The organism is Streptomyces antibioticus (assembly GCF_002019855.1).
GTDB classification, from domain to species: Bacteria; Actinomycetota; Actinomycetes; order Streptomycetales; family Streptomycetaceae; genus Streptomyces; species Streptomyces antibioticus_B.
This window is the reverse complement of the sequence record NZ_CM007717.1, coordinates 4,299,792-4,317,143: the sequence shown is the minus strand read 5'-3', so window position 1 is coordinate 4,317,143 and position 17,352 is coordinate 4,299,792. Positions and strand designations below refer to the sequence as shown.

The following is a 17,352-nucleotide window of genomic DNA, read 5'->3' as shown; positions in this document are numbered from 1 at the left end:
TCTGAGAAGCCCGTGAGATGTTTCGGTGAAGCGTACGCATTGCGTTGAATATCCCATATAAAGAATGGTCAAGGACCCACAGGCACCGCTTATGGTGCTCTGACGGCCCGTGGGAAAAGCTGGGACGTACAAGAAGCACACGCACAGCTTCCAGCGCGCCGGGTCGACGACAAGCGTGAACAGGCATGGACAAGCGCGAGCGAGCGTGACAAGCGTGGACGAGCGCGAAGGCGTGACCCAGTGCGACCGACAACAGCCGTGGATCGAGGAGAAGAGCTGTGAGCACCGAGAACGAGGGCATCAACGAGGGCACCACCCCGGTACCCCCGGCCCCGTCCGCACCTCCCGTGCCGGTGGAAACTCCCTCGGCCGCCCCGCAGCCGCCCGTCCCCGACGCGGGCGCCCCCACGACCCCGCTCCCGCAGACCCCGGCCGCGCCGGCGGACGGCACCTGGCCGCCGCCCACCGCGCCTGCGGCCGCCGCTGAGTGGCCGCCTCCGACGGCCCCCCAGGCGGCCCCGCCGGCGGTCCCCGCGTACGCGACGGCGGGCGCCCCGGCGGCACCGGCACCCGCCTACGCGGAGCCGGGCACGCACGCGTACGGCGCGACGGACGGCGGCGTTCCGCAGGCGGCCGCCGGCTTCGGTTCGGGTTCCGGCGGCGGTCAGGCCCCCGTCTGGGGCGCCTCCTACCAGCAGCCCGCGCCCAAGGCCGGCAAGGGCCGCGGCGGTCTCGTGGCCGCGCTCCTGATCGCCGCGCTGGTCGCCGGCGGCCTGGGCGGCGGCATCGGCTACACCCTCGCCAAGAACGACGACAGCTCCGGCTCGACGACCGTGTCCTCCTCCACCAGCGGCGGCGCCGTCAAGCGCGACCCGGGCACCATCGCCGGGGTCGCCGCCAAGGCGCTGCCCAGCACGGTCACGATCGAGGCCGAGTCCAGCAACGGCGAGGGCGGCACCGGCACCGGGTTCGTCTTCGACACCCAGGGCCACATCGTCACCAACAACCACGTCGTCGCCGACGCGGTCGACGGCGGCAAGGTCACGGCCACCTTCCCGGACGGCAAGAAGTACAACGCCGAGGTCGTCGGCCACGCCCAGGGCTACGACGTGGCCGTCATCAAGCTCAAGAACGCGCCGTCCGACCTGAAGCCCCTGACGCTGGGCAACTCCGACGAGGTGGCGGTCGGCGACTCCACCATCGCGATCGGCGCGCCCTTCGGCCTGTCGAACACGGTCACCACGGGCATCATCAGCGCCAAGAACCGCCCGGTGGCGTCCTCCGACGGCTCCGGCAGCAGCTCCTCGTACATGAGCGCCCTCCAGACCGACGCGTCCATCAACCCCGGCAACTCCGGCGGCCCGCTGCTGGACGCCCAGGGCAATGTCATCGGCATCAACTCCGCGATCCAGTCCACGGGCAGCGGCGGCCTCGGCGGCGCCGCCCAGTCCGGCTCGATCGGCCTCGGCTTCGCCATCCCGATCAACCAGGCCAAGTACGTCGCCCAGCAACTGATCAAGACCGGCGAGCCGGTGTACGCCAAGATCGGCGCGTCCGTCTCCCTGGACGAGTCCACGGGCGGCGCGAAGATCACCGACCAGGGCGCGGGCGGCTCCGACGCGGTCGAGGCGGGCGGCCCGGCGGCCGAGGCCGGCCTCAAGCCCGGCGACGTCATCACCAAGCTCGACGACACGGTGATCGACAGCGGCCCCACCCTGATCGGCGAGATCTGGACCCACCAGCCGGGCGACAAGGTCACGATCACCTACGAACGCGACGGCAAGACCCACACGGTAGACCTCACCCTCGGCTCCCGAACCGGCGACAACTGACCCCCACCCGCTACTCTTGTCCCCGCGCCACCGAGTGATCGACGGCGCGGGGTGGGTTGCCCGAGCGGCCTAAGGGAACGGTCTTGAAAACCGTCGTGGCAGCGATGTCACCGTGGGTTCAAATCCCACACCCACCGCAGGTGAGATGGCCCCTGACCAGGAGTATCGGTCGGGGGCCTTCGTCATGTTTGCTGCCCGTTGGTGACCGTGATTTCCCATGAGTTCCTGGCCCATCGGGCACGGTGGGGCACGGCGTTGGGAGGCAATGCACACTAACCGGATGACGACACAACCACAGGTCGGCTCCGACTGGGCACGCCGCGTACCAGGCTTTCCGGAGCACGACTTCCGTTTCCGGGTGACTGGAGTGTTCACGGTTGGCGAGGTCACCTACATCGAGACCAAGGATCTCGACAGTGGGGGACTCCGCAGAGGGCGGCTGGAGCACATCTTTGAGTTCGCGGAACCTATCGGCGACACCTGATCCAGAATTTCAACCCACCACTCTTCCCTGCCCCATCCCGTCTGCCGTGGACCGCGTCTCCACACTCGCCCAGCTCACCGGTGTCGCGAGCCAGAACCACAAGGCGAACGGATTCTCCTGGTGGGACAAGACCAAGTTCGTCGTCTAGTGCGGGGCGGCCGTCGCCGCCGTTCTGATCTCCTTCGCCCCCGCCGGGTCCAGCATCAGGGTCGTCCGGGCCGTGGCGCTGTTCAAGCGGTACGGAGCGAAGAAGACCGCGAACATCATCTGGCGCTTCGTGAACGGCAAGCGGGTCGGTTCGGCGGAGCGGGAGGCCGTGAAGGCGTTCATCGGTATCTCTGCCATCTCCCAGGCGTGCGGCAAGTCAGGTGACTTCATGACGGTCGAGCCCGTGGCCGTCGTCGCCCTGGTGGCCGAAGTGGCGATCATGGTCCTGGCCAGGGTCGGCACCGAGCGGCGTCATTGGGACCACCACAAGCGGCGCGGCCCCGCTCCGTGGAGGAAGGACGACAGCACCAGCGTCCCGGCCGTGCTGTACGGGCTTCTGCTGCCGGCGTTCGCCGCCAACGCCGTCATGGTGATGGCGACGCCTCGGTGACGAACGGCCCCTGACCAGGTGGTGGGGCGGTCGGGGGCCGTACTCCCTAGATGTTGCTGACGCCCCACTCCAGGCGGCCCGGTACCTCCGATGCCCAGGACTCCATCACGTTCTCCACGGCGGGGACGCCGGCGGTCGTCGGGACCGTGGCCACGATGAAGCGGCGGTCGGCGGGGGCCTCCACCAGGCCGTTCAGAGGGGCGAAGGCCGTGGTCAGGGAGTTCAGGGACGCGGCGGTGAAGGGTGGGTCGCCGAATGCCTGGACGCAGAGGTTCGGGCCTCGGTGTTCGACCTGGAACGTGCCGTCGGCGGCGACCTTCAGTACATCTCCGGCCGCGCAGCCCTCGACCAGGCCGGGGCTGCCCGTCAGTTCGTAGGTGTCGGGGCCGATCGCCCGGGCGGGCAGCGTCTCGTACACCGGCTTGCCGGAGGTGGCGGGGCCGATCCGGAGGGCCACATGGCCGTGGCCGGAGTGCGCCGAACTCTCGTTGCTCATTCCAGCATGCTCGCGTAACCCCGGTCCTCGCCCGGCCACGGCTGTGTCCCGGCTGTGTGACGTAAGGGCTTGCTGGGGTGTGGGGTGGAGGGTCGCGTTGTTACGGTCCCGCTCCGTGAGGGTGACCGGTCCGGGCGCCCGTGAACAGGGGGGACGTCCCAGATGAAGGTCAAGGTCAACCGGCTCAGATCCGTTGCCGTCGTGCTCGCCGGCGTCGCGCTGACCGCCGCTCTCACCGGGTGCCAGGGTGGGGACGACGACAGCGGTAAGGGCAGTGGTAGTGGCGGCGGTGGTGGGTCCGTGGGCTCTTCGGCCACGCCGTCCGGTGGGGGCGGCAAGGCGCCGGGGGCGAGTCCGTCCGTCAGTGCTTCCACGCCCGGCGGCTCCAAGGCCTCGCCCTCCTCCCCCGCCTCCGCCGCGCCCGCCGCCGACGCCACCCCCTCGGCCGCGCCCTGTGCCGATGGGCCGCCCACCGTCGAGGAGGTCGACCCCGACGAGATCGCGCTCTTCCGGATCGAGGAGATCGACGGCATCACGGACAAGGTCAACCTCGTTCTCCAGCACGGCGCGTGGGGGTGCCCAGGGAAGGACACGGACGGGGCGCCGTTCGTCGTGACGGGGGAGGACAGCCGGTGGGCGATGGACCAGGGCGCGTACGTCACGGCCGTCACGCCGATCGTCGAGAGCACGGAGAACCAGCGCATCGGCGTCCAGGAGCTGATCGACTGGGTGGACGCCCATCCCGACTCCGGGCTGGTGTTCCGCTACACCGTCGGCGAGGACGGGGCCATTCACCGGCTGGAGCAGGTCTTCACGCCGTAGGGCCGTGGCTCATGCGTGCCGCCGATTCGATCGTCGAGCGGGCCTCGTGTTCCGTGAGGCCCGTGTGGACGGCCGCCGTAACGAGGGCGTCGGTGAGGGACTCGCCGATGCCGTCCTCGTAGGCCCGGCAGGCCGCCCAGAACAGGCGGGTGTTGCGCTGGCCCGCGTGGGCCGCGAGGACGAACCGGACCAGGCCGTCGCCGTGTGAGCCGGTCGACGGCGCCGCCCGGGGGCGCGGCGGGGGCGGCAGCAGCAGGCGCAGCAGGGCGCGGGGGCAGGGCGCCGGGGCCAGGTGGTCCGTGCCGGGGGCCGTGGTGTAGACGCCGTGGGCGGTGCGGGAGCCGGGGCCGACCAGGTAGCCGCCCGCGCCGCGGATGTCGATGCCGGGGGCGAGGCGGCCGGCCGAGTTGGGGACGACGACGTCCGGCGGGCCGGTGAGCCAGAGGTGGCGGCCGCCGGACGGGGTGATGACGACGATCGTCGGCGGGATCGTGAAGCGGTGGCCGAGGGCCAGTTCGCGCAGGGCGGTGGTGGAGTCGGTGCCGTTCTTGGTGTCGAGGTCGACGCCGATCAGATGGTGCGGGGGCAGTCCGCAGGCGATGCCGTAGCCGGTGGCCCAGGGGGCGGCGGCGAAGAGGGCGCGGATACGGGACGGGTCGGTGGAGGCGTCGTACACGCCGTGGCCGGGGCGGCCGCACTCGCCGTGGCAGCGCGGGCCGTCCGGCCGGTCGCGATGGGGGGAGCGCACGGCCGGGAGTTTGGTGCGGGACAGGGGGATCACGGCCAGGCCGCGTTCGGCGGCGGACAGGGCGTGGGCGAGGGCCAGCTTGGCGGCCTGCCCGGGGTACCGGACGACGGGCCCGGTGGGGAACCGGTCGGTGGTGGCCATGGCTCTATTGTCGTACTGGTGTTCGAAGAAGGGAAGAGGGTCCGAGGGTACGGCGGAACGCTTCTCCCCAAGGGGCGCCTGGGGCGGACGGTGTCCGAGGTGCTGTCCGTCGGGTGATCCAGGGCGGTCTTGGGCGGTCTTGGGTGATAAATGTCGTGCTGGGGGTTTATCGACATGTCATCACGCTTGCGTGCGAATCATGACATCCGGGACGGTTCGCCGGGGATTCGGTGGGCAACTCTGGTCTCGCGACGCCGCACAAGTCGCAGCCGCGTAAGCCGTAGTTGCGCAAGTCGTCGTCGCACCAGCCGTATTGCAAGCTCCGAAGTGCATGGTTCTGGAGGAACTGACATGGCAAGCATCCGTACCGCCCGCATCGTCGCCGCCGTCTCCGCCCTGCCGCTCACCGCCGCGCTCTTCAGCGGTGTCGCGGTCGCGGACAACGGCGGATTCGCGGACAGCGGATCGAACGCGGGTGTCACGAGCGTCGTCGGCAGCGGTGTCGGGCGCGACAACAGCGGCAACTCGTCCACCACGGCGCAGAACGCCGTCGGCGGCGGCGCCTCGAACCAGAGCAACACCGCGCAGGTCAACGGCGCGGCGCCCACGGCGGTCAATCAGGGCAATACCGGGGTGGCGCTCGCCTTCGGGCCGTTGTGGTGGTGACCTGAACCGCATCGGGCCGGGAGGGGGATCCGGGGAGGGGTGAGGGGGAGGGGGAGGGGAGCGAATCGCGCGGCGGTGCTTCGGCGCCGCCGCGCGGTCGTATGCGCGCTGCCTCGAACGCCCCTCTGTCCGCTGTGCGCCGCCTTGAACTCCCCTCCGTCCGCGTGACCTTGACAGGCCCAGTCATCTGACGGACAGTCAGAAACCATGGCGGTCCGGGGAGAAGGGCGTGCTCATGGGTGACGACGGCGACGATCTCTACGCGCGGCTGAAGGAGTACGAGGGGCGGCCCTCCACCGTCGCCGGCGCCGGACGCGACCCCGTCAACGCGCCCATGATCAGGCACTGGTGCGAGGTCATGGGGGACACCAACCCCGCCTACACCGGCCCCGACGCGATCGCCCCGCCCACCATGCTCCAGGCGTGGATCATGGCCGGTCTGAGCCCCCACACCGGCCGGGCCCGCCCCTACGAGGAGCTGCTCGCCCTCCTGGAGGAGGCGGGGTGCACCTCTATCGTCGCCACCGACTGCGAGCAGGAGTATCTGCGCCCGCTGCGGCCGGGCGACGAGGTCACCTACGACTCCGTGATCGAGTCCGTCTCGCCGCGCAAGACGACCCGGCTGGGCACCGGGTACTTTGTCACGACCCGTACGGACGTCAGGGTCGGACCCGCCCTGGTCGGCACGCACCGCTTCCGCGTCCTCAAGTACGCCCCGGCCGCCCGCCGACCGCCCGAGGCGGACCGGGACCGGCCGCCCGAGCGCCGCCGCCCCCGCCCCGTCGTCAATCGGGACAACGCCGGTTTCTGGGAAGGCGTCCGGGCGCACCGACTACTCCTCCAGCGCTGTGCCGACTGTGCCGAGTTGCGGTTTCCGTGGCTGCCGGGGTGCGCCGGGTGCGGAGGCTCCGGCTGGGACACCGTCGAGGCGTGCGGCGAGGGGACCGTGTTCTCGTACGTCGTCATGCACCACCCGCCGTTCCCGGCCTTCGATCCGCCGTACGCGATCGGGCTCGTCCAACTCGCCGAAGGGGTACGGATGGTGAGCAACGTGATCGGGGTGCCGTACGACAAGGTGCGGATCGGGATGCCGGTACGGCTGGAATTCCGGCGCTACGACGACGAGTTGACGCTTCCGGTGTTCCGGGCGGTGGCGGGATGAGGGCCGGGGACGCGCTGCCGCCGCTGGAGATCGAGATCACCCGGACGCTGATCGTGGCGGGTGCGATCGCCTCCCGTGACCACCAGGACGTGCACCACGACCCGGAGGCGGCCCGGCGCAAGGGCTCGCCGGACGTCTTCATGAACATCCTCACCACCAACGGCCTCGTCGGGCGCTATGTCACCGATCACGTCGGCCCCACGGCGGTGCTCCGCAAGGTCGCCATCCGGCTCGGTGCCCCCAACTATCCCGGGGACACGATGGTGTTGAGGGGCAGCGTCGAGGCGTTCGACGGGGAGACGGCCGTGGTCCGGGTGACCGGTGACAACGGCATCGGGCGGCACGTCAGCGGCACGGTGACCCTGACCCTCCCGGCGCGGACGCCCGAGGCGGGCCCCCGGTGAGCGTCCGGGCGCGGGACTCGCTCGGGGGCCGGGCCGCCGTCGTCGGGATCGGCGCGACCGAGTTCTCCAAGGACTCGGGGCGCAGTGAGCTGCGGCTGGCGGCGGAGGCGGTGCGGGCGGCGCTCGACGACGCCGGGCTCACCGCCGCCGACGTGGACGGGCTGGTGACGTTCACGATGGACACCAGCCCGGAGATCACCGTCGCGCAGGCGTGCGGGATGGGCGAGCTGTCCTTCTTCTCGCGGGTGCACTACGGCGGCGGCGCGGCCTGCGCGACCGTCCAGCAGGCGGCGCTAGCGGTCGCCGCGGGTGTGGCGGAGGTGGTGGTCTGCTACCGCGCCTTCAACGAGCGTTCCGGCCGCCGTTTCGGCTCCGGGGTCACCCGCCGCGAACCCACCGCCGAGGGCGTCGCGCTCGGCTGGTCCCTCCCCTACGGGCTGCTCACCCCGGCCTCCTGGGTGGCGATGGCCGCCCAGCGCTACCTGTACACCTACGGGATGAGCCCCGAGGAAGCGTTCGGGCCGGTGGCCGTCACCGCCCGGCGGCACGCGGCGACGAACCCGGCGGCCTACTTCCACGGCCGTCCGATCACCCTCGCCGAGCACGCCGCGTCCCGCTGGATCGCCGAGCCGCTGCGGCTGCTGGACTGCTGCCAGGAGACGGACGGCGGCCAGGCGCTGGTGGTCACCTCGGTGGAGCGGGCCCGCGACCTGCCGAACCCGCCCGCGGTGATCGCCGCCGCCGCGCAGGGCGCGGGCCGCGCCCAGGAGCAGATGACCGGCTTCTACCGCGACGACCTGACCGGCCTGCCGGAGATGGGCGTGGTGGCCCGGCAGCTCTGGCGGACCTCGGGGCTCGCGCCCGCCGACATCGACGTGGGGATCCTGTACGACCACTTCTCACCCTTCGTGCTGATGCAGTTGGAGGAGTTCGGCTTCTGCGCGCCGGGCGAGGCGGCCGCCTTCGTCGCGGCGGACCGGCTGCCGCTGAACACCCACGGCGGCCAGCTCGGCGAGGCGTATCTGCACGGCATGAACGGCATCGCCGAGGCCGTACGACAACTGCGCGGCACGTCCGTGAACCGGGTGACGGGTGCCGCCCGCGCCCTGGTGACGGCGGGCACGGGCGTACCGACCTCGGGACTGGTGCTGACTGCGGACGGGTGAACCCGACCCTCGGGGTCTCTCGGGGTCGACCCCGAGGCCGTCGTGCCCCCTCGTCCACCTTCAGGAGGTGGCGTCGGCGTCACCCCTACAACCTGAGGCGGACGCGGCTTCGGCACCTGCGGGCGATCCGCCGCCCCCGGGTGCGCTCCTAGCGTGGAGCCATGACCACACCCGTCTGCACCAGCGCTTCGAACGGCAGGACGCGGCCCTCCTCGTACCCGTCGTTCACGTCGTACGTGAGAGCCCGCCAGCCGGTGCTGCTGCGCACCGCCCGGTCGCTGACCGCGAACCCGAGCGACGCGGAGGACCTGCTCCAGACCGCCCTCACCAAGACGTACGTGGCGTGGGAGCGGATCGAGGACCACCGGGCGCTGGACGGCTACGTCCGCCGCGCGCTGGTGAACACCCGCACCTCGCAGTGGCGCAAGCGCAAGGTCGACGAGTTCGTCTGCGACGAGCCGCCGGAGCCCGAGCCGCAGGCCGGCGCCGACGACCCGGCTGAGCGGCAGGCGCTGCGCGACGCGATGTGGCGGGCGATCATGAAGCTGCCCGCCCGGCAGCGGGCGATGGTCGTCCTCAGGTACTACGAGGATCTCAGTGAGGCCCAGACGGCCGAGGTGCTCGGCGTCTCCGTCGGCACCGTGAAGTCGGCCGTCTCGCGAGCCCTCGGCAAGCTCCGCGAGGACTCTGAGCTGGGGCTTGTCCGCCGGTGAGCCGGTCTGATGTGATGCCCCGGGCGGCTCTGTGACTTGATCGATCATCGCCACCTAGTGACATACCGCGCGGTATGTGCGCAGAATCAGCGCAACCGTTACCACCGCGTAGGCAATGTCGCCGCCCTGGGAGGACGCCGTGCTGAGCACCATGCAGGACGTACCACTGCTGATCTCGAGGATCCTCACCCACGGGTCGAAGATCCACGGCACATCGCAGGTGACCACCTGGACGGGCGAGGGCGAGGCCCACCGCCGCTCCTTCGCGGAGATCGGCGACCGCGCGGCCCAGCTCGCGCACGCGCTGCGCGACGACCTCGGGGTGAGCGGCGACGACCGGGTCGCCACCTTGATGTGGAACAACGCCGAGCACGTCGAGGCGTACTTCGCGATCCCCGCCATGGGCGCCGTCCTGCACACCCTGAACCTGCGGCTGCCCCCCGAGCAGCTCGCGTGGATCGTCAACCACGCCGCCGACAAGGTGGTCATAGCCAACGGCTCCCTGCTGCCGCTGCTCGCCCCGCTGCTCCCGCACCTCAAGACGGTCGAGCACGTCGTCGTCTCCGGCCCCGGCGACCGCTCCCTCCTGGACGGCGTCGCCCCGCGGGTCCACGAGTACGAGGACCTGATCGCCGGCAAGCCCACCGCCTACGACTGGCCCGAGCTGGACGAACGCACGGCCGCCGCCATGTGTTACACCTCCGGCACCACCGGCGACCCCAAGGGCGTGGTCTACAGCCACCGCTCGATCTACCTGCACTCCATGCAGGTCAACATGGCCGAGTCGATGAGCCTCACCGACCAGGACACCTCCCTGGTCGTGGTCCCGCAGTTCCACGTGAACGCCTGGGGCCTGCCGCACGCCACCTTCATGACAGGCGTGAACATGCTGATGCCGGACCGCTTCCTCCAGCCCGCGCCGCTCGCCGAGATGATCGAGGCGGAGCGGCCCACCCACGCGGCCGCCGTCCCCACCATCTGGCAGGGCCTGCTCGCCGAGCTGACCGCCAAGCCGCGGGACGTCTCCTCGCTGGGCCAGGTCACCATCGGCGGCTCGGCCTGTCCGCCCTCCCTGATGACCGCCTTCGACGAGCTGGGCATGCGGGTCTGCCACGCCTGGGGCATGACGGAGACCTCCCCGCTCGGCACCGTCGCCCGCCCTCCGGCCCACGCGGTCGGCACGGACGAGGAGTTCGGCTACCGCCTCACCCAGGGCCGCTTCCCGGCCGGCGTCGAGGCCCGCCTCACCGGCCCCGGCGGCGAACGCCTCCCCTGGGACGGCGAGTCCGCGGGTGAGCTGGAGGTGCGCGGCGCCTGGATCGCCGGCGCCTACTACAACGGCCCCGACGCCGAACCCCTGCGCCCCGCCGACAAGTTCAGCGAGGACGGCTGGCTCAAGACCGGTGACGTCGGCATCATCTCCCCCGATGGCTTCCTCACCCTCACCGACCGCGCCAAGGACGTCATCAAGTCCGGCGGCGAGTGGATCTCGTCGGTGGAGCTGGAGAACGCGCTGATGGCCCACCCGGCCGTCGCCGAGGCGGCCGTCGTCGCCGTCCCCGACGACAGGTGGGGCGAGCGCCCGCTGGCCACGGTCGTCCTCAAGGAGGGCGCCGCCGCCGACTTCGAGACGCTGCGCACCTTCCTCGCCGAGGAGGGCCGCATCGCCAAGTGGCAGCTCCCCGAGCGCTGGACGATCGTCACGGCGGTCCCGAAGACCAGCGTCGGCAAGTTCGACAAGAAGGTGCTACGCCGCCAGTACGCCGAGGGCGAGCTGGACGTCACCCGGCTCTGAGGCCCGAGGGCCCGCACAAGCGCGCCGGGCAGGTCACCTCGCGGCACCTGCCCGGCGTACGGCCCCGGTGACGGAAGGCGGCTACTGCCGTACGACGCCACGGCCCTCGGCGGGGGAAGGCGGTCACCGCCGTACGACGCCGTCGTCACCGTCGTACGGCCGTGGTCGTCCAGCCCAGCAGCAGCCACGCGCCCGCCACCGCGACGACCCCGCCCCAGCCGATGTGGGTGTAGGCGAGGCCCGCCAGGGCCGAGGCGGTGGCGCCGCCCGCGAAGCCCGCCACGACGTACGCGCTGTTGGCGGTGGCCGGTGCGGAGGTGGTGGTCAGGGCCAGGGTCTGGTTGGCGACATGGGAGGCGACCAGCGCCGCGTGGATCGCGACGGCGGCCACCACGAGCGCCCCGACCACCTGACCGCCCAGCCAGAACAACGGCACCGACACGGCGGCCAGCGCGTACGCCCCGCGGACCACCTTCGCCGCGCCGAACCGGTCGACCAGCCCGCCCGCCAGCGGCGCCACCACGCTCGCCGCCAGCCCGAAGAGGCCGAACAGCCCGGCGGTCGCGGTGGACATGCCGTACGCCTCGCCCGTCAGCAGCAGGGCCAGCGAGGTCCACAGCGCGCTCCAGGCGCCGTACATCCCCGCCTGCCGCACGCAGGCCCGCCACAGGCCGGGGGAGCGGCGCACCAGTCCCGGCATGGTGCGCAGACCGGTGAAGAGCCCGCCGTCGCGAGGGCGCCGGGCCTCGGCCGGGAGCGCGGCCGCCGTCAGCAGGCCGAGCAGGGTCGTGAGCACGGCCGCGCCCACGAACACCGCCCGCCAGCCGAACGCCTGCCCGGCGAGACCGCCGAGCACCCGGGCGGCGACGATGCCGGTGAACAGCCCGGCGATGACGGCGGCGACATGGCGTGCCCGGTGGTGCGCCGGGGCGCGTTCGGCGACCAGCGGAACCAGGAGCTGCGGGACGACGGTCGCGGCGGAGGCGACGAGCACGGCGGCCGCGAGCGCGGTGGTGCCGGCCGCCGCGGCGCCCGCGACCAGCGCGGCCGAGGTGACCAGCGAGAGCACGGCGACCAGCCGGCGCCGGTTCACGCGGTCGCCGAGCGGGGCGAAGAACAGCAGCCCGGCCGCGTAGCCGAACTGGGCGACCGAGGCGATCCAGGCCACGGCCGAGGGCGCGGAGCCGAAGTCGTGGGCGATGAGCGGGAGCAGCGGGGCCGCGACATAGATGTTGGCGGCCGTGACCGCGGTGCACAGGGCGATGAGGACGAGCAGGAGATCCGGCCGCCGGGCCCGGGTGGGGAGCCGCTCGGCGGTGGGGGACAGGGTCTGCATGGAAAGGTGCTCCTCGGAGCCGGCGACAGCAGGTAACCAAACAGTTGGAAGAGTCGGAACAGCGGGTGCAACCGCCGGGGGCGCCGCCGCATTCCCGATTTCCAACTGACTGGTTACAAGCGTGGCTACGATGGAGTCATGGCAGCCACCAGGGACCCCGACGCGACCCGGGCGCGGATCTTCGACGCCGCGGTCGCCGAGTTCGCGCGGTACGGCGTCGCCGGCGCCCGCGTCGACCGCATCGCGGCCGCCGCCCGGGCGAACAAGCAGCTCATCTACGCCTACTACGGCAACAAGGCGCAGCTCTTCTCGCAGGTCGTCGGCCGCTGCATGGTGGATCTCGCCGCCGCCGTCCCCGTCGACCCGGACGACGTCGAGGGCTGGCTCGACCGGCTCATGGACTATCACGCCGCCCACCCCGAACTGCTGCGCCTCCTCTACTGGGAGGGCATCGAGTACGGCAGCGCCGAACTCCCCGACGAGCCGGAGCGCCAGGACCACTACGCCGTCAAGGTTGCCGCCGTCCGCGACGCCCAGGAGCGGGGCGTGATCTCCGACGCCATCCCCGCCCCCGACCTGTTCTTCCTGCTGATCGCACTGGCCAACTGGGCCACCGTCGTCCCCCAGATGAGCCGCATCCTGACCGGCGAGACGGAGTCCGACCGCGCCCGCCTGCGCGCCTCGGTCAAGGAGGCGGCACGGCGGCTGGTCGGGACCTAGGGGAGTAGGCGGGGCAGGTCAGGTCTAGTTGGTGCTGATCCGGGACAGCAGGTCCACGATCCGGCTCTGCACCTCGGCGCTGGTGGAGCGCTCGGCCAGGAAGAGGACCGTCTCGCCCGACGCCAGCCGGGGCAGGTCCGCCGGGTCCACGGCCGCCGTGTAGACGACCAGCGGGGTGCGGTTGAGCTGCCCGTTCGCGCGCAGCCAGTCCAGGATCCCGGCCTGTCCGCGGTGCACCTGCATCAGGTCCATCACCACGAGGTTCGGCCGCAACTGCCCGGCCAGCGCCACCGCGTCCGCGTCGCTCGCGGCCCGCGCCACCTGCATCCCGCGCCGCTCCAGCGTCGAGGTCAGCGCGAGCGCGATCTCCGCGTGCTCCTCGACCAGCAGCACCCGCGGCGGGTGCTGCTCACTGTCCCGGGGCGCCAGCGCCTTCAGCAGAACGGCGGGATCGGCGCCGTACGCCGCCTCGCGCGTCGCCTGTCCGAGCCCGGCCGTCACCATCACCGGCACCTCGGCGGCCACCGCCGCCTGCCGCAGCGACTGGAGCGCGGTCCGGGTGATCGGCCCGGTCAGCGGGTCCACGAACAGCGCCGCCGGGAACGCGGCGATCTGCGCGTCCACCTCCTCGCGCGAGTGCACGATGACGGGACGGTAGCCGCGGTCGCTGAGCGCCTGCTGGGTGGGGACGTCCGGCGCCGGCCACACCAGCAGCCGGCGCGGGTTGTCCAGCGGCTCGGGCGGCAGCTCGTCGTCCATCGGCACCGGGCGCGGCGGATCCGCCACCTCGACGGCCCCGCCGGGACCGTCCAGCGGCTCCGGGCCCTCGGCCGCGTTCTCGTCCGGGGCGCCTATGGCGTACGACCGTCCGGCGCCCTCCGTGGCGGGGCCGCCCGGCACCAGCCGCGCCTGCCCGGCGAGGGACGGCTGCGGCGGGAGCGGGGCCTGCGGCGGAACGGCGACGGGCTGCTCGGCCGAGGGGTGGGGGCGGGCGGTCTGGGGATGCGCCTGGGCCGAGGGCTGTTCCTGGCGGGGTGCGGCGGTGGCGGTCGGGTCCGGGGGCGTGCCCAGCTTGCGGCGGCGCCCGGAACCGGAAGGGGAGTGCGGGGCGGGAGTCGTGGTGGCCTGGGCCTGCGGCTGTGCCTGCTGCACCTGCGCGGCCTGCCGGGTGAAGGGGACACCCTGCCCCAGCGTGCGCACGCTTATGGCACGGCCCTGCGTGGAGTTGGGGTCCATCGGCGCGGCGGCGGGCAGCGGCTGGGCCACCCGGGGCGCGGCGACGGCCTCGGGAGGGAGGGGGGTGCCGGTGCTGGGGGTGGAGGTGGGGGGCTTGGGAGCGGGGGTCGCCGCGGACGGTGCCTCGGCGGGCAGGGGCTGGCCCTGGGCCGGGACGGGGGCGGGCTGCGCGGCGGGGAGGGGGTGGGCCGCGGGCATGGCCGTTCCGGCCGGGACCGGCTGTCCTACGGCGTCCTGCGTCGGCGTCGGCGCCTGGCCATGGGCCTGCGCCGGAACCGCCGTCGGACCGCTCACGGCGCCCGTCGCCTCGGCCGCCTCCCCGGGCATGGCCACCGCCCGACGGCGGCGGCCGGTCGGCGCGGTGGTGGGGTGCGGCTGCGGCGGGGTGTGGTCGTCGGCTTGTCCGGGCGCGGCGGCGTCGTGCCGGCCGTGGTCGATCCGGGCGTCGTCGGACGGGCCGGGCATGGGCAGCGCACCCGGCGGAATCTGCGCCGGTACGGGCATCTGCGCCGCCGGTACGGGCATCGGGGCGGCCTGCGCCGGGATCTGCGGCTGCGCGGCCGCGGCCGGTGCCTGCGCCTGTGCCTGCGCTTGTGCCGGAAGCGGCGCGGAAGCCCCGGGCACGGCTCCGGGTACGGCTCCCGGCACGGCCCCGGGCTGGCCCTCCGCCGGACGGTCCGCCTGTGCCGGCGGCAGGGCGAAGACCGCGCGCGGCCCCGCCTCCGCCGCGGCGGCGCGCTCCGACGCGGCGGCCAGGGCACGGCGTCGGCGCCCCGTCGGCTGCCCCTCGTCGGTGTCGGTGGACGCGACCGCGGGCAGGGCCGGCGGCAGCGCGTGCTGCTGAGGCTGCGGCTGCGGCTGCGGGGCGGGGGCCGGGGCCGGGGCCGGCACGGGCACGCCCTGCGGCGGCACGGTGCCGCCGAGTCCCGTACCCGACGCCGCGGTGCCCGCCGCGTGCTCGGCCGCCGTCATGACGGCGCCCTCGGAGACCCCGGCGCCCGCGTCGGCGTTCGCACCCTCGGCGGGCCGCCCGCGTCGGCGCCCGGTGCCTCCGGACGCGCCCTCCTCGGCCGAGGCCCCCGCCCCGGCTGCGGCGGCGGCCTCCGGCAGTGCGGGCAGCTCGGCGGCCGTCTCCCCGGCGGCCTGCGCACGCCTGCGCCGCCGTCCGGTCGGAACGGCACCGTCCGCGTCCCCGCCCGCGTCGGCCGCCGTACCCGGGACCTCGCCGTCCAGGAAGGCGTCGACGGAGGAACGGCGCGCCCGGCGCCGCCCGTGGCCCTGATCGGGAGCCCCGTCCGCGGGGACCGCGGGGTCCGAACCCCCGGCGAGGGCCGGCAGTGCGGCGGGCGCCGGAGGCGGGACGGCCCCCGCGCCACCGCCCAACGGCACCTCCAGCACGAACGCGCTGCCGCTCATGCCCGGCACCTCGTGCGTCTGGAGCACACCGCCGTGCGCGCGCACGATCCCGCGCACGATCGGCTCGTGCACCGGGTCGCCGCCGGTGTAAGGGCCGCGCACCTCGATGCGGACGACCTCACCGCGCTGGGCGGCCGCGACGACGACCGTGTTGTCCATGTAACCGCCCGCCGAGACGGGCGCGTTGCCGGTGGCGTCGACCCCCGCGACGTCCGCGACGAGATGCGCCAGCGCGGTCGCCAGCAGCCGGGCGTCGACCTCGGCCTCGATCGGCGGCGCGTGGACGGCGAACTGCACCCGCCCCGGCCCGATCAGTTCCACGGCGCCGTCGACACCGGCGGCCACGACGGCGTCCAGCATCACCTTCGTGCGGACGATCGCCTCGCCGCCGGCGTCGAGCCGCTGGTAGCCGAGGACGTTGTCGATGAGGGTCGTGATCCGCGCGTACCCGGCGGAGAGGTGGTGCAGGACCTGGTTGGCCTCGGGCCAGAGCTGCCCGGCGTCGTCCGCGGCGAGCGTGGCCAGCTCACGGCGCAGCTCGTCGAGCGGGCCGCGCAGGGAGGTGGCGAGGAGGCTGAGGAGCTGGTCGTAGCGCGCGGCGAGCGCGTCGTGCCGGTCCTTCTCCCGCTCCCCAAGGGCGGCGTAGCGCTCTTCGCCCGCCGCCAGCTCCTCCTCGTGCTTCTCGCGCAGCTCCTCCAGCTCGGTGACGTGCTTCTGGCGCAGCGCGGTCAGGTCGGAGGCGTGCTCCTCGGAGAGTCGTTCCAGCTCCTCGGCGTGCCGCTGCTCGACGGTGTCCTTCTCCTCGGCGAGGGCGTCGAACGGCCGCCGGTCGGTGAAGGTCATCACCGCGCCGACGAGCTGGTCGCCGTCGCGCACGGGGGCGGTCGTCAGATCGACGGAGACCTTGTCCCCGCTCTTGGACCACAGCACCTGCCCGCGCACCCGGTGCTTGCGCCCGGAGCGCAGGGTGTCGGCGAGCGGCGACTCGTCGTAGGGGAAGGGCGAGCCGTCGGCGCGGGAGTGCAGGACGAGGGTGTGGAGTTCCTTGGCGCCGAGATCGCTGGCCCGGTAGCCGAGGATCTGCGCGGCGGCCGGGTTGACCAGGACGATCCGCCCGTCCGTGTCGGTGCCGACGACGCCCTCGGACGCGGCCCGCAGGATCATTTCGGTCTGCCGCTGCGAACGCGCCAGCTCGGCCTCGGTGTCCACGGTCCCGGACAGATCGCGCACGACGAGCATCAGCAGCTCGTCAGCGGCGTAGCCGTAGCCGTCGTACGCCTGCTGGCCGTTCTCCAGGTTCGCGCTGGTGACCTCGACGGGGAACTCGGAGCCGTCGGTGCGCCGGGCGACCATGCGGGTCGGCTTGGTCCGGCCGCGCGGGTCCATGTGGTCGGGCCGCCGCATGGAGCCCGGGATCAGCTTGGAGTCGAACTGCGGGAGCAGATCGAGCAGGCCCCGCCCCACCAGCGCCGTACCCGGGGTCTCGAACGCCTCCAGCGCGATGGTGTTCGCGTTGACGACGGTCCCGTTCGCGTTGACCAGCACCAACGCGTCGGGAAGGGCATCGAGTATGGCTGCGAGGCGAGCAGCGCCTCGGGATGGCCTGCTGCTCACGAG

At 73.1% G+C, this 17,352-nt stretch carries 16 protein-coding genes and 1 tRNA gene; 12 read left to right on the top strand and 5 right to left on the bottom strand.

Features of this window, described 5'->3' with window-relative positions:
• Positions 1-278: 278 nt before the first annotated feature.
• From AFM16_RS19445 to AFM16_RS39095, 3 genes are all read left to right on the top strand, one after another.
• On the top strand, positions 279-1,832 hold the full coding sequence (locus AFM16_RS19445; protein WP_030794810.1) for a S1C family serine protease: 1,554 nt from the start codon (positions 279-281) through the stop codon (positions 1,830-1,832).
• A 50-nt stretch (positions 1,833-1,882) separates the two neighbouring features.
• A tRNA-Ser gene (locus AFM16_RS19440) sits at positions 1,883-1,969 on the top strand.
• A 143-nt stretch (positions 1,970-2,112) separates the two neighbouring features.
• On the top strand, positions 2,113-2,316 hold the full coding sequence (locus AFM16_RS39095; RefSeq protein ID WP_143648401.1) for a hypothetical protein: 204 nt from the start codon (positions 2,113-2,115) through the stop codon (positions 2,314-2,316).
• A 144-nt stretch (positions 2,317-2,460) separates the two neighbouring features.
• Here the strand turns inward: AFM16_RS39095 and AFM16_RS40100 are convergent, their stop codons facing one another.
• The gene (locus tag AFM16_RS40100) at positions 2,461-2,661 is read right to left on the bottom strand and encodes a hypothetical protein (protein WP_245177739.1); all 201 of its coding nucleotides are present in this window, start codon (positions 2,659-2,661) and stop codon (positions 2,461-2,463) included.
• A 31-nt stretch (positions 2,662-2,692) separates the two neighbouring features.
• On the opposite strand from AFM16_RS40100, the gene AFM16_RS39410 reads away from it, so the two are divergent.
• Positions 2,693-2,914: a hypothetical protein gene (locus tag AFM16_RS39410; RefSeq protein ID WP_167797114.1), complete on the top strand. Its 222-nt coding sequence runs from the start codon at positions 2,693-2,695 to the stop codon at positions 2,912-2,914.
• Positions 2,915-2,960: 46 nt separating this feature from the next.
• Here the strand turns inward: AFM16_RS39410 and AFM16_RS39090 are convergent, their stop codons facing one another.
• On the bottom strand, positions 2,961-3,410 hold the full coding sequence (locus AFM16_RS39090) for a DUF4265 domain-containing protein (protein ID WP_078634090.1): 450 nt from the start codon (positions 3,408-3,410) through the stop codon (positions 2,961-2,963).
• 162 nt (positions 3,411-3,572) lie between these two features.
• Between AFM16_RS39090 and AFM16_RS39405 the strand changes: the two genes are divergently transcribed.
• On the top strand, positions 3,573-4,232 hold the full coding sequence (locus AFM16_RS39405; protein WP_078634089.1) for a hypothetical protein: 660 nt from the start codon (positions 3,573-3,575) through the stop codon (positions 4,230-4,232).
• Here the strand turns inward: AFM16_RS39405 and AFM16_RS19420 are convergent.
• Positions 4,222-5,121 carry a bifunctional DNA primase/polymerase gene (locus tag AFM16_RS19420; RefSeq protein WP_078634088.1) on the bottom strand — a complete coding sequence of 300 codons (900 nt, stop codon included), beginning with the start codon at positions 5,119-5,121 and terminating at the stop codon, positions 4,222-4,224. The two genes, AFM16_RS39405 and AFM16_RS19420, sit on opposite strands and share 11 nt — an antisense overlap.
• A gap of 351 nt (positions 5,122-5,472) precedes the next feature.
• Here AFM16_RS19420 and AFM16_RS19415 point away from each other — a divergent pair, with 351 nt between their 5' ends.
• The 6 genes from AFM16_RS19415 to AFM16_RS19390 all read left to right on the top strand — a co-directional run bounded on the left by AFM16_RS19415 (position 5,473) and on the right by AFM16_RS19390 (position 11,027).
• Positions 5,473-5,787 (top strand): TraB/TrbI/VirB10 family type IV secretion system protein, encoded by a 315-nt coding sequence (locus AFM16_RS19415; protein ID WP_030794786.1) that lies wholly within the window; start codon positions 5,473-5,475, stop codon positions 5,785-5,787.
• Positions 5,788-6,022: 235 nt separating this feature from the next.
• The gene (locus AFM16_RS19410; protein WP_078637022.1) at positions 6,023-6,949 is read left to right on the top strand and encodes a bifunctional MaoC family dehydratase N-terminal/OB-fold nucleic acid binding domain-containing protein; all 927 of its coding nucleotides are present in this window, start codon (positions 6,023-6,025) and stop codon (positions 6,947-6,949) included.
• Positions 6,946-7,353, top strand: a complete 408-nt coding sequence (locus AFM16_RS19405; RefSeq protein WP_078634087.1) for a MaoC/PaaZ C-terminal domain-containing protein — start codon at positions 6,946-6,948, stop codon at positions 7,351-7,353. The genes AFM16_RS19410 and AFM16_RS19405 overlap by 4 nt, the downstream gene beginning before the upstream one ends.
• Positions 7,350-8,519 carry a lipid-transfer protein gene (locus AFM16_RS19400; protein WP_078634086.1) on the top strand — a complete coding sequence of 390 codons (1,170 nt, stop codon included), beginning with the start codon at positions 7,350-7,352 and terminating at the stop codon, positions 8,517-8,519. The genes AFM16_RS19405 and AFM16_RS19400 overlap by 4 nt, the downstream gene beginning before the upstream one ends.
• 161 nt (positions 8,520-8,680) lie before the next feature.
• Positions 8,681-9,232: a SigE family RNA polymerase sigma factor gene (locus AFM16_RS19395; RefSeq protein ID WP_030794774.1), complete on the top strand. Its 552-nt coding sequence runs from the start codon at positions 8,681-8,683 to the stop codon at positions 9,230-9,232.
• 115 nt (positions 9,233-9,347) lie between these two features.
• On the top strand, positions 9,348-11,027 hold the full coding sequence (locus AFM16_RS19390) for a long-chain fatty acid--CoA ligase (protein ID WP_030794773.1): 1,680 nt from the start codon (positions 9,348-9,350) through the stop codon (positions 11,025-11,027).
• Positions 11,028-11,172: 145 nt separating this feature from the next.
• Here the strand turns inward: AFM16_RS19390 and AFM16_RS19385 are convergent, their stop codons facing one another.
• A complete protein-coding gene (locus tag AFM16_RS19385) occupies positions 11,173-12,363 on the bottom strand; it encodes an MFS transporter (protein WP_078634085.1) in 1,191 nt (396 codons plus the stop codon).
• A 138-nt stretch (positions 12,364-12,501) separates the two neighbouring features.
• On the opposite strand from AFM16_RS19385, the gene AFM16_RS19380 reads away from it, so the two are divergent.
• On the top strand, positions 12,502-13,083 hold the full coding sequence (locus AFM16_RS19380; protein ID WP_078634084.1) for a TetR/AcrR family transcriptional regulator: 582 nt from the start codon (positions 12,502-12,504) through the stop codon (positions 13,081-13,083).
• Positions 13,084-13,107: 24 nt separating this feature from the next.
• Here AFM16_RS19380 and AFM16_RS19375 read toward each other — a convergent pair whose 3' ends face one another.
• Positions 13,108-17,349, bottom strand: a complete 4,242-nt coding sequence (locus AFM16_RS19375) for a hybrid sensor histidine kinase/response regulator (RefSeq protein ID WP_078634083.1) — start codon at positions 17,347-17,349, stop codon at positions 13,108-13,110.
• Between the last annotated feature and the right edge of the window lie 3 nt (positions 17,350-17,352).

Coding starts and splice junctions, on each gene's coding strand:
- AFM16_RS19420 (WP_078634088.1), bottom strand. CDS start 5,121: ATGGCCACCACCGACCGGTTCCCCACCGGGCCCGTCGTCCGGTACCCC.
- AFM16_RS19410 (WP_078637022.1), top strand. CDS start 6,023: ATGGGTGACGACGGCGACGATCTCTACGCGCGGCTGAAGGAGTACGAG.
- AFM16_RS19395 (WP_030794774.1), top strand. CDS start 8,681: ATGACCACACCCGTCTGCACCAGCGCTTCGAACGGCAGGACGCGGCCC.
- AFM16_RS19380 (WP_078634084.1), top strand. CDS start 12,502: ATGGCAGCCACCAGGGACCCCGACGCGACCCGGGCGCGGATCTTCGAC.
- AFM16_RS39095 (WP_143648401.1), top strand. CDS start 2,113: ATGACGACACAACCACAGGTCGGCTCCGACTGGGCACGCCGCGTACCA.
- AFM16_RS39405 (WP_078634089.1), top strand. CDS start 3,573: ATGAAGGTCAAGGTCAACCGGCTCAGATCCGTTGCCGTCGTGCTCGCC.
- AFM16_RS40100 (WP_245177739.1), bottom strand. CDS start 2,661: ATGGCAGAGATACCGATGAACGCCTTCACGGCCTCCCGCTCCGCCGAA.
- AFM16_RS19415 (WP_030794786.1), top strand. CDS start 5,473: ATGGCAAGCATCCGTACCGCCCGCATCGTCGCCGCCGTCTCCGCCCTG.
- AFM16_RS39090 (WP_078634090.1), bottom strand. CDS start 3,410: ATGAGCAACGAGAGTTCGGCGCACTCCGGCCACGGCCATGTGGCCCTC.
- AFM16_RS19390 (WP_030794773.1), top strand. CDS start 9,348: ATGTCGCCGCCCTGGGAGGACGCCGTGCTGAGCACCATGCAGGACGTA.
- AFM16_RS19385 (WP_078634085.1), bottom strand. CDS start 12,363: ATGCAGACCCTGTCCCCCACCGCCGAGCGGCTCCCCACCCGGGCCCGG.
- AFM16_RS19405 (WP_078634087.1), top strand. CDS start 6,946: ATGAGGGCCGGGGACGCGCTGCCGCCGCTGGAGATCGAGATCACCCGG.
- AFM16_RS39410 (WP_167797114.1), top strand. CDS start 2,693: ATGACGGTCGAGCCCGTGGCCGTCGTCGCCCTGGTGGCCGAAGTGGCG.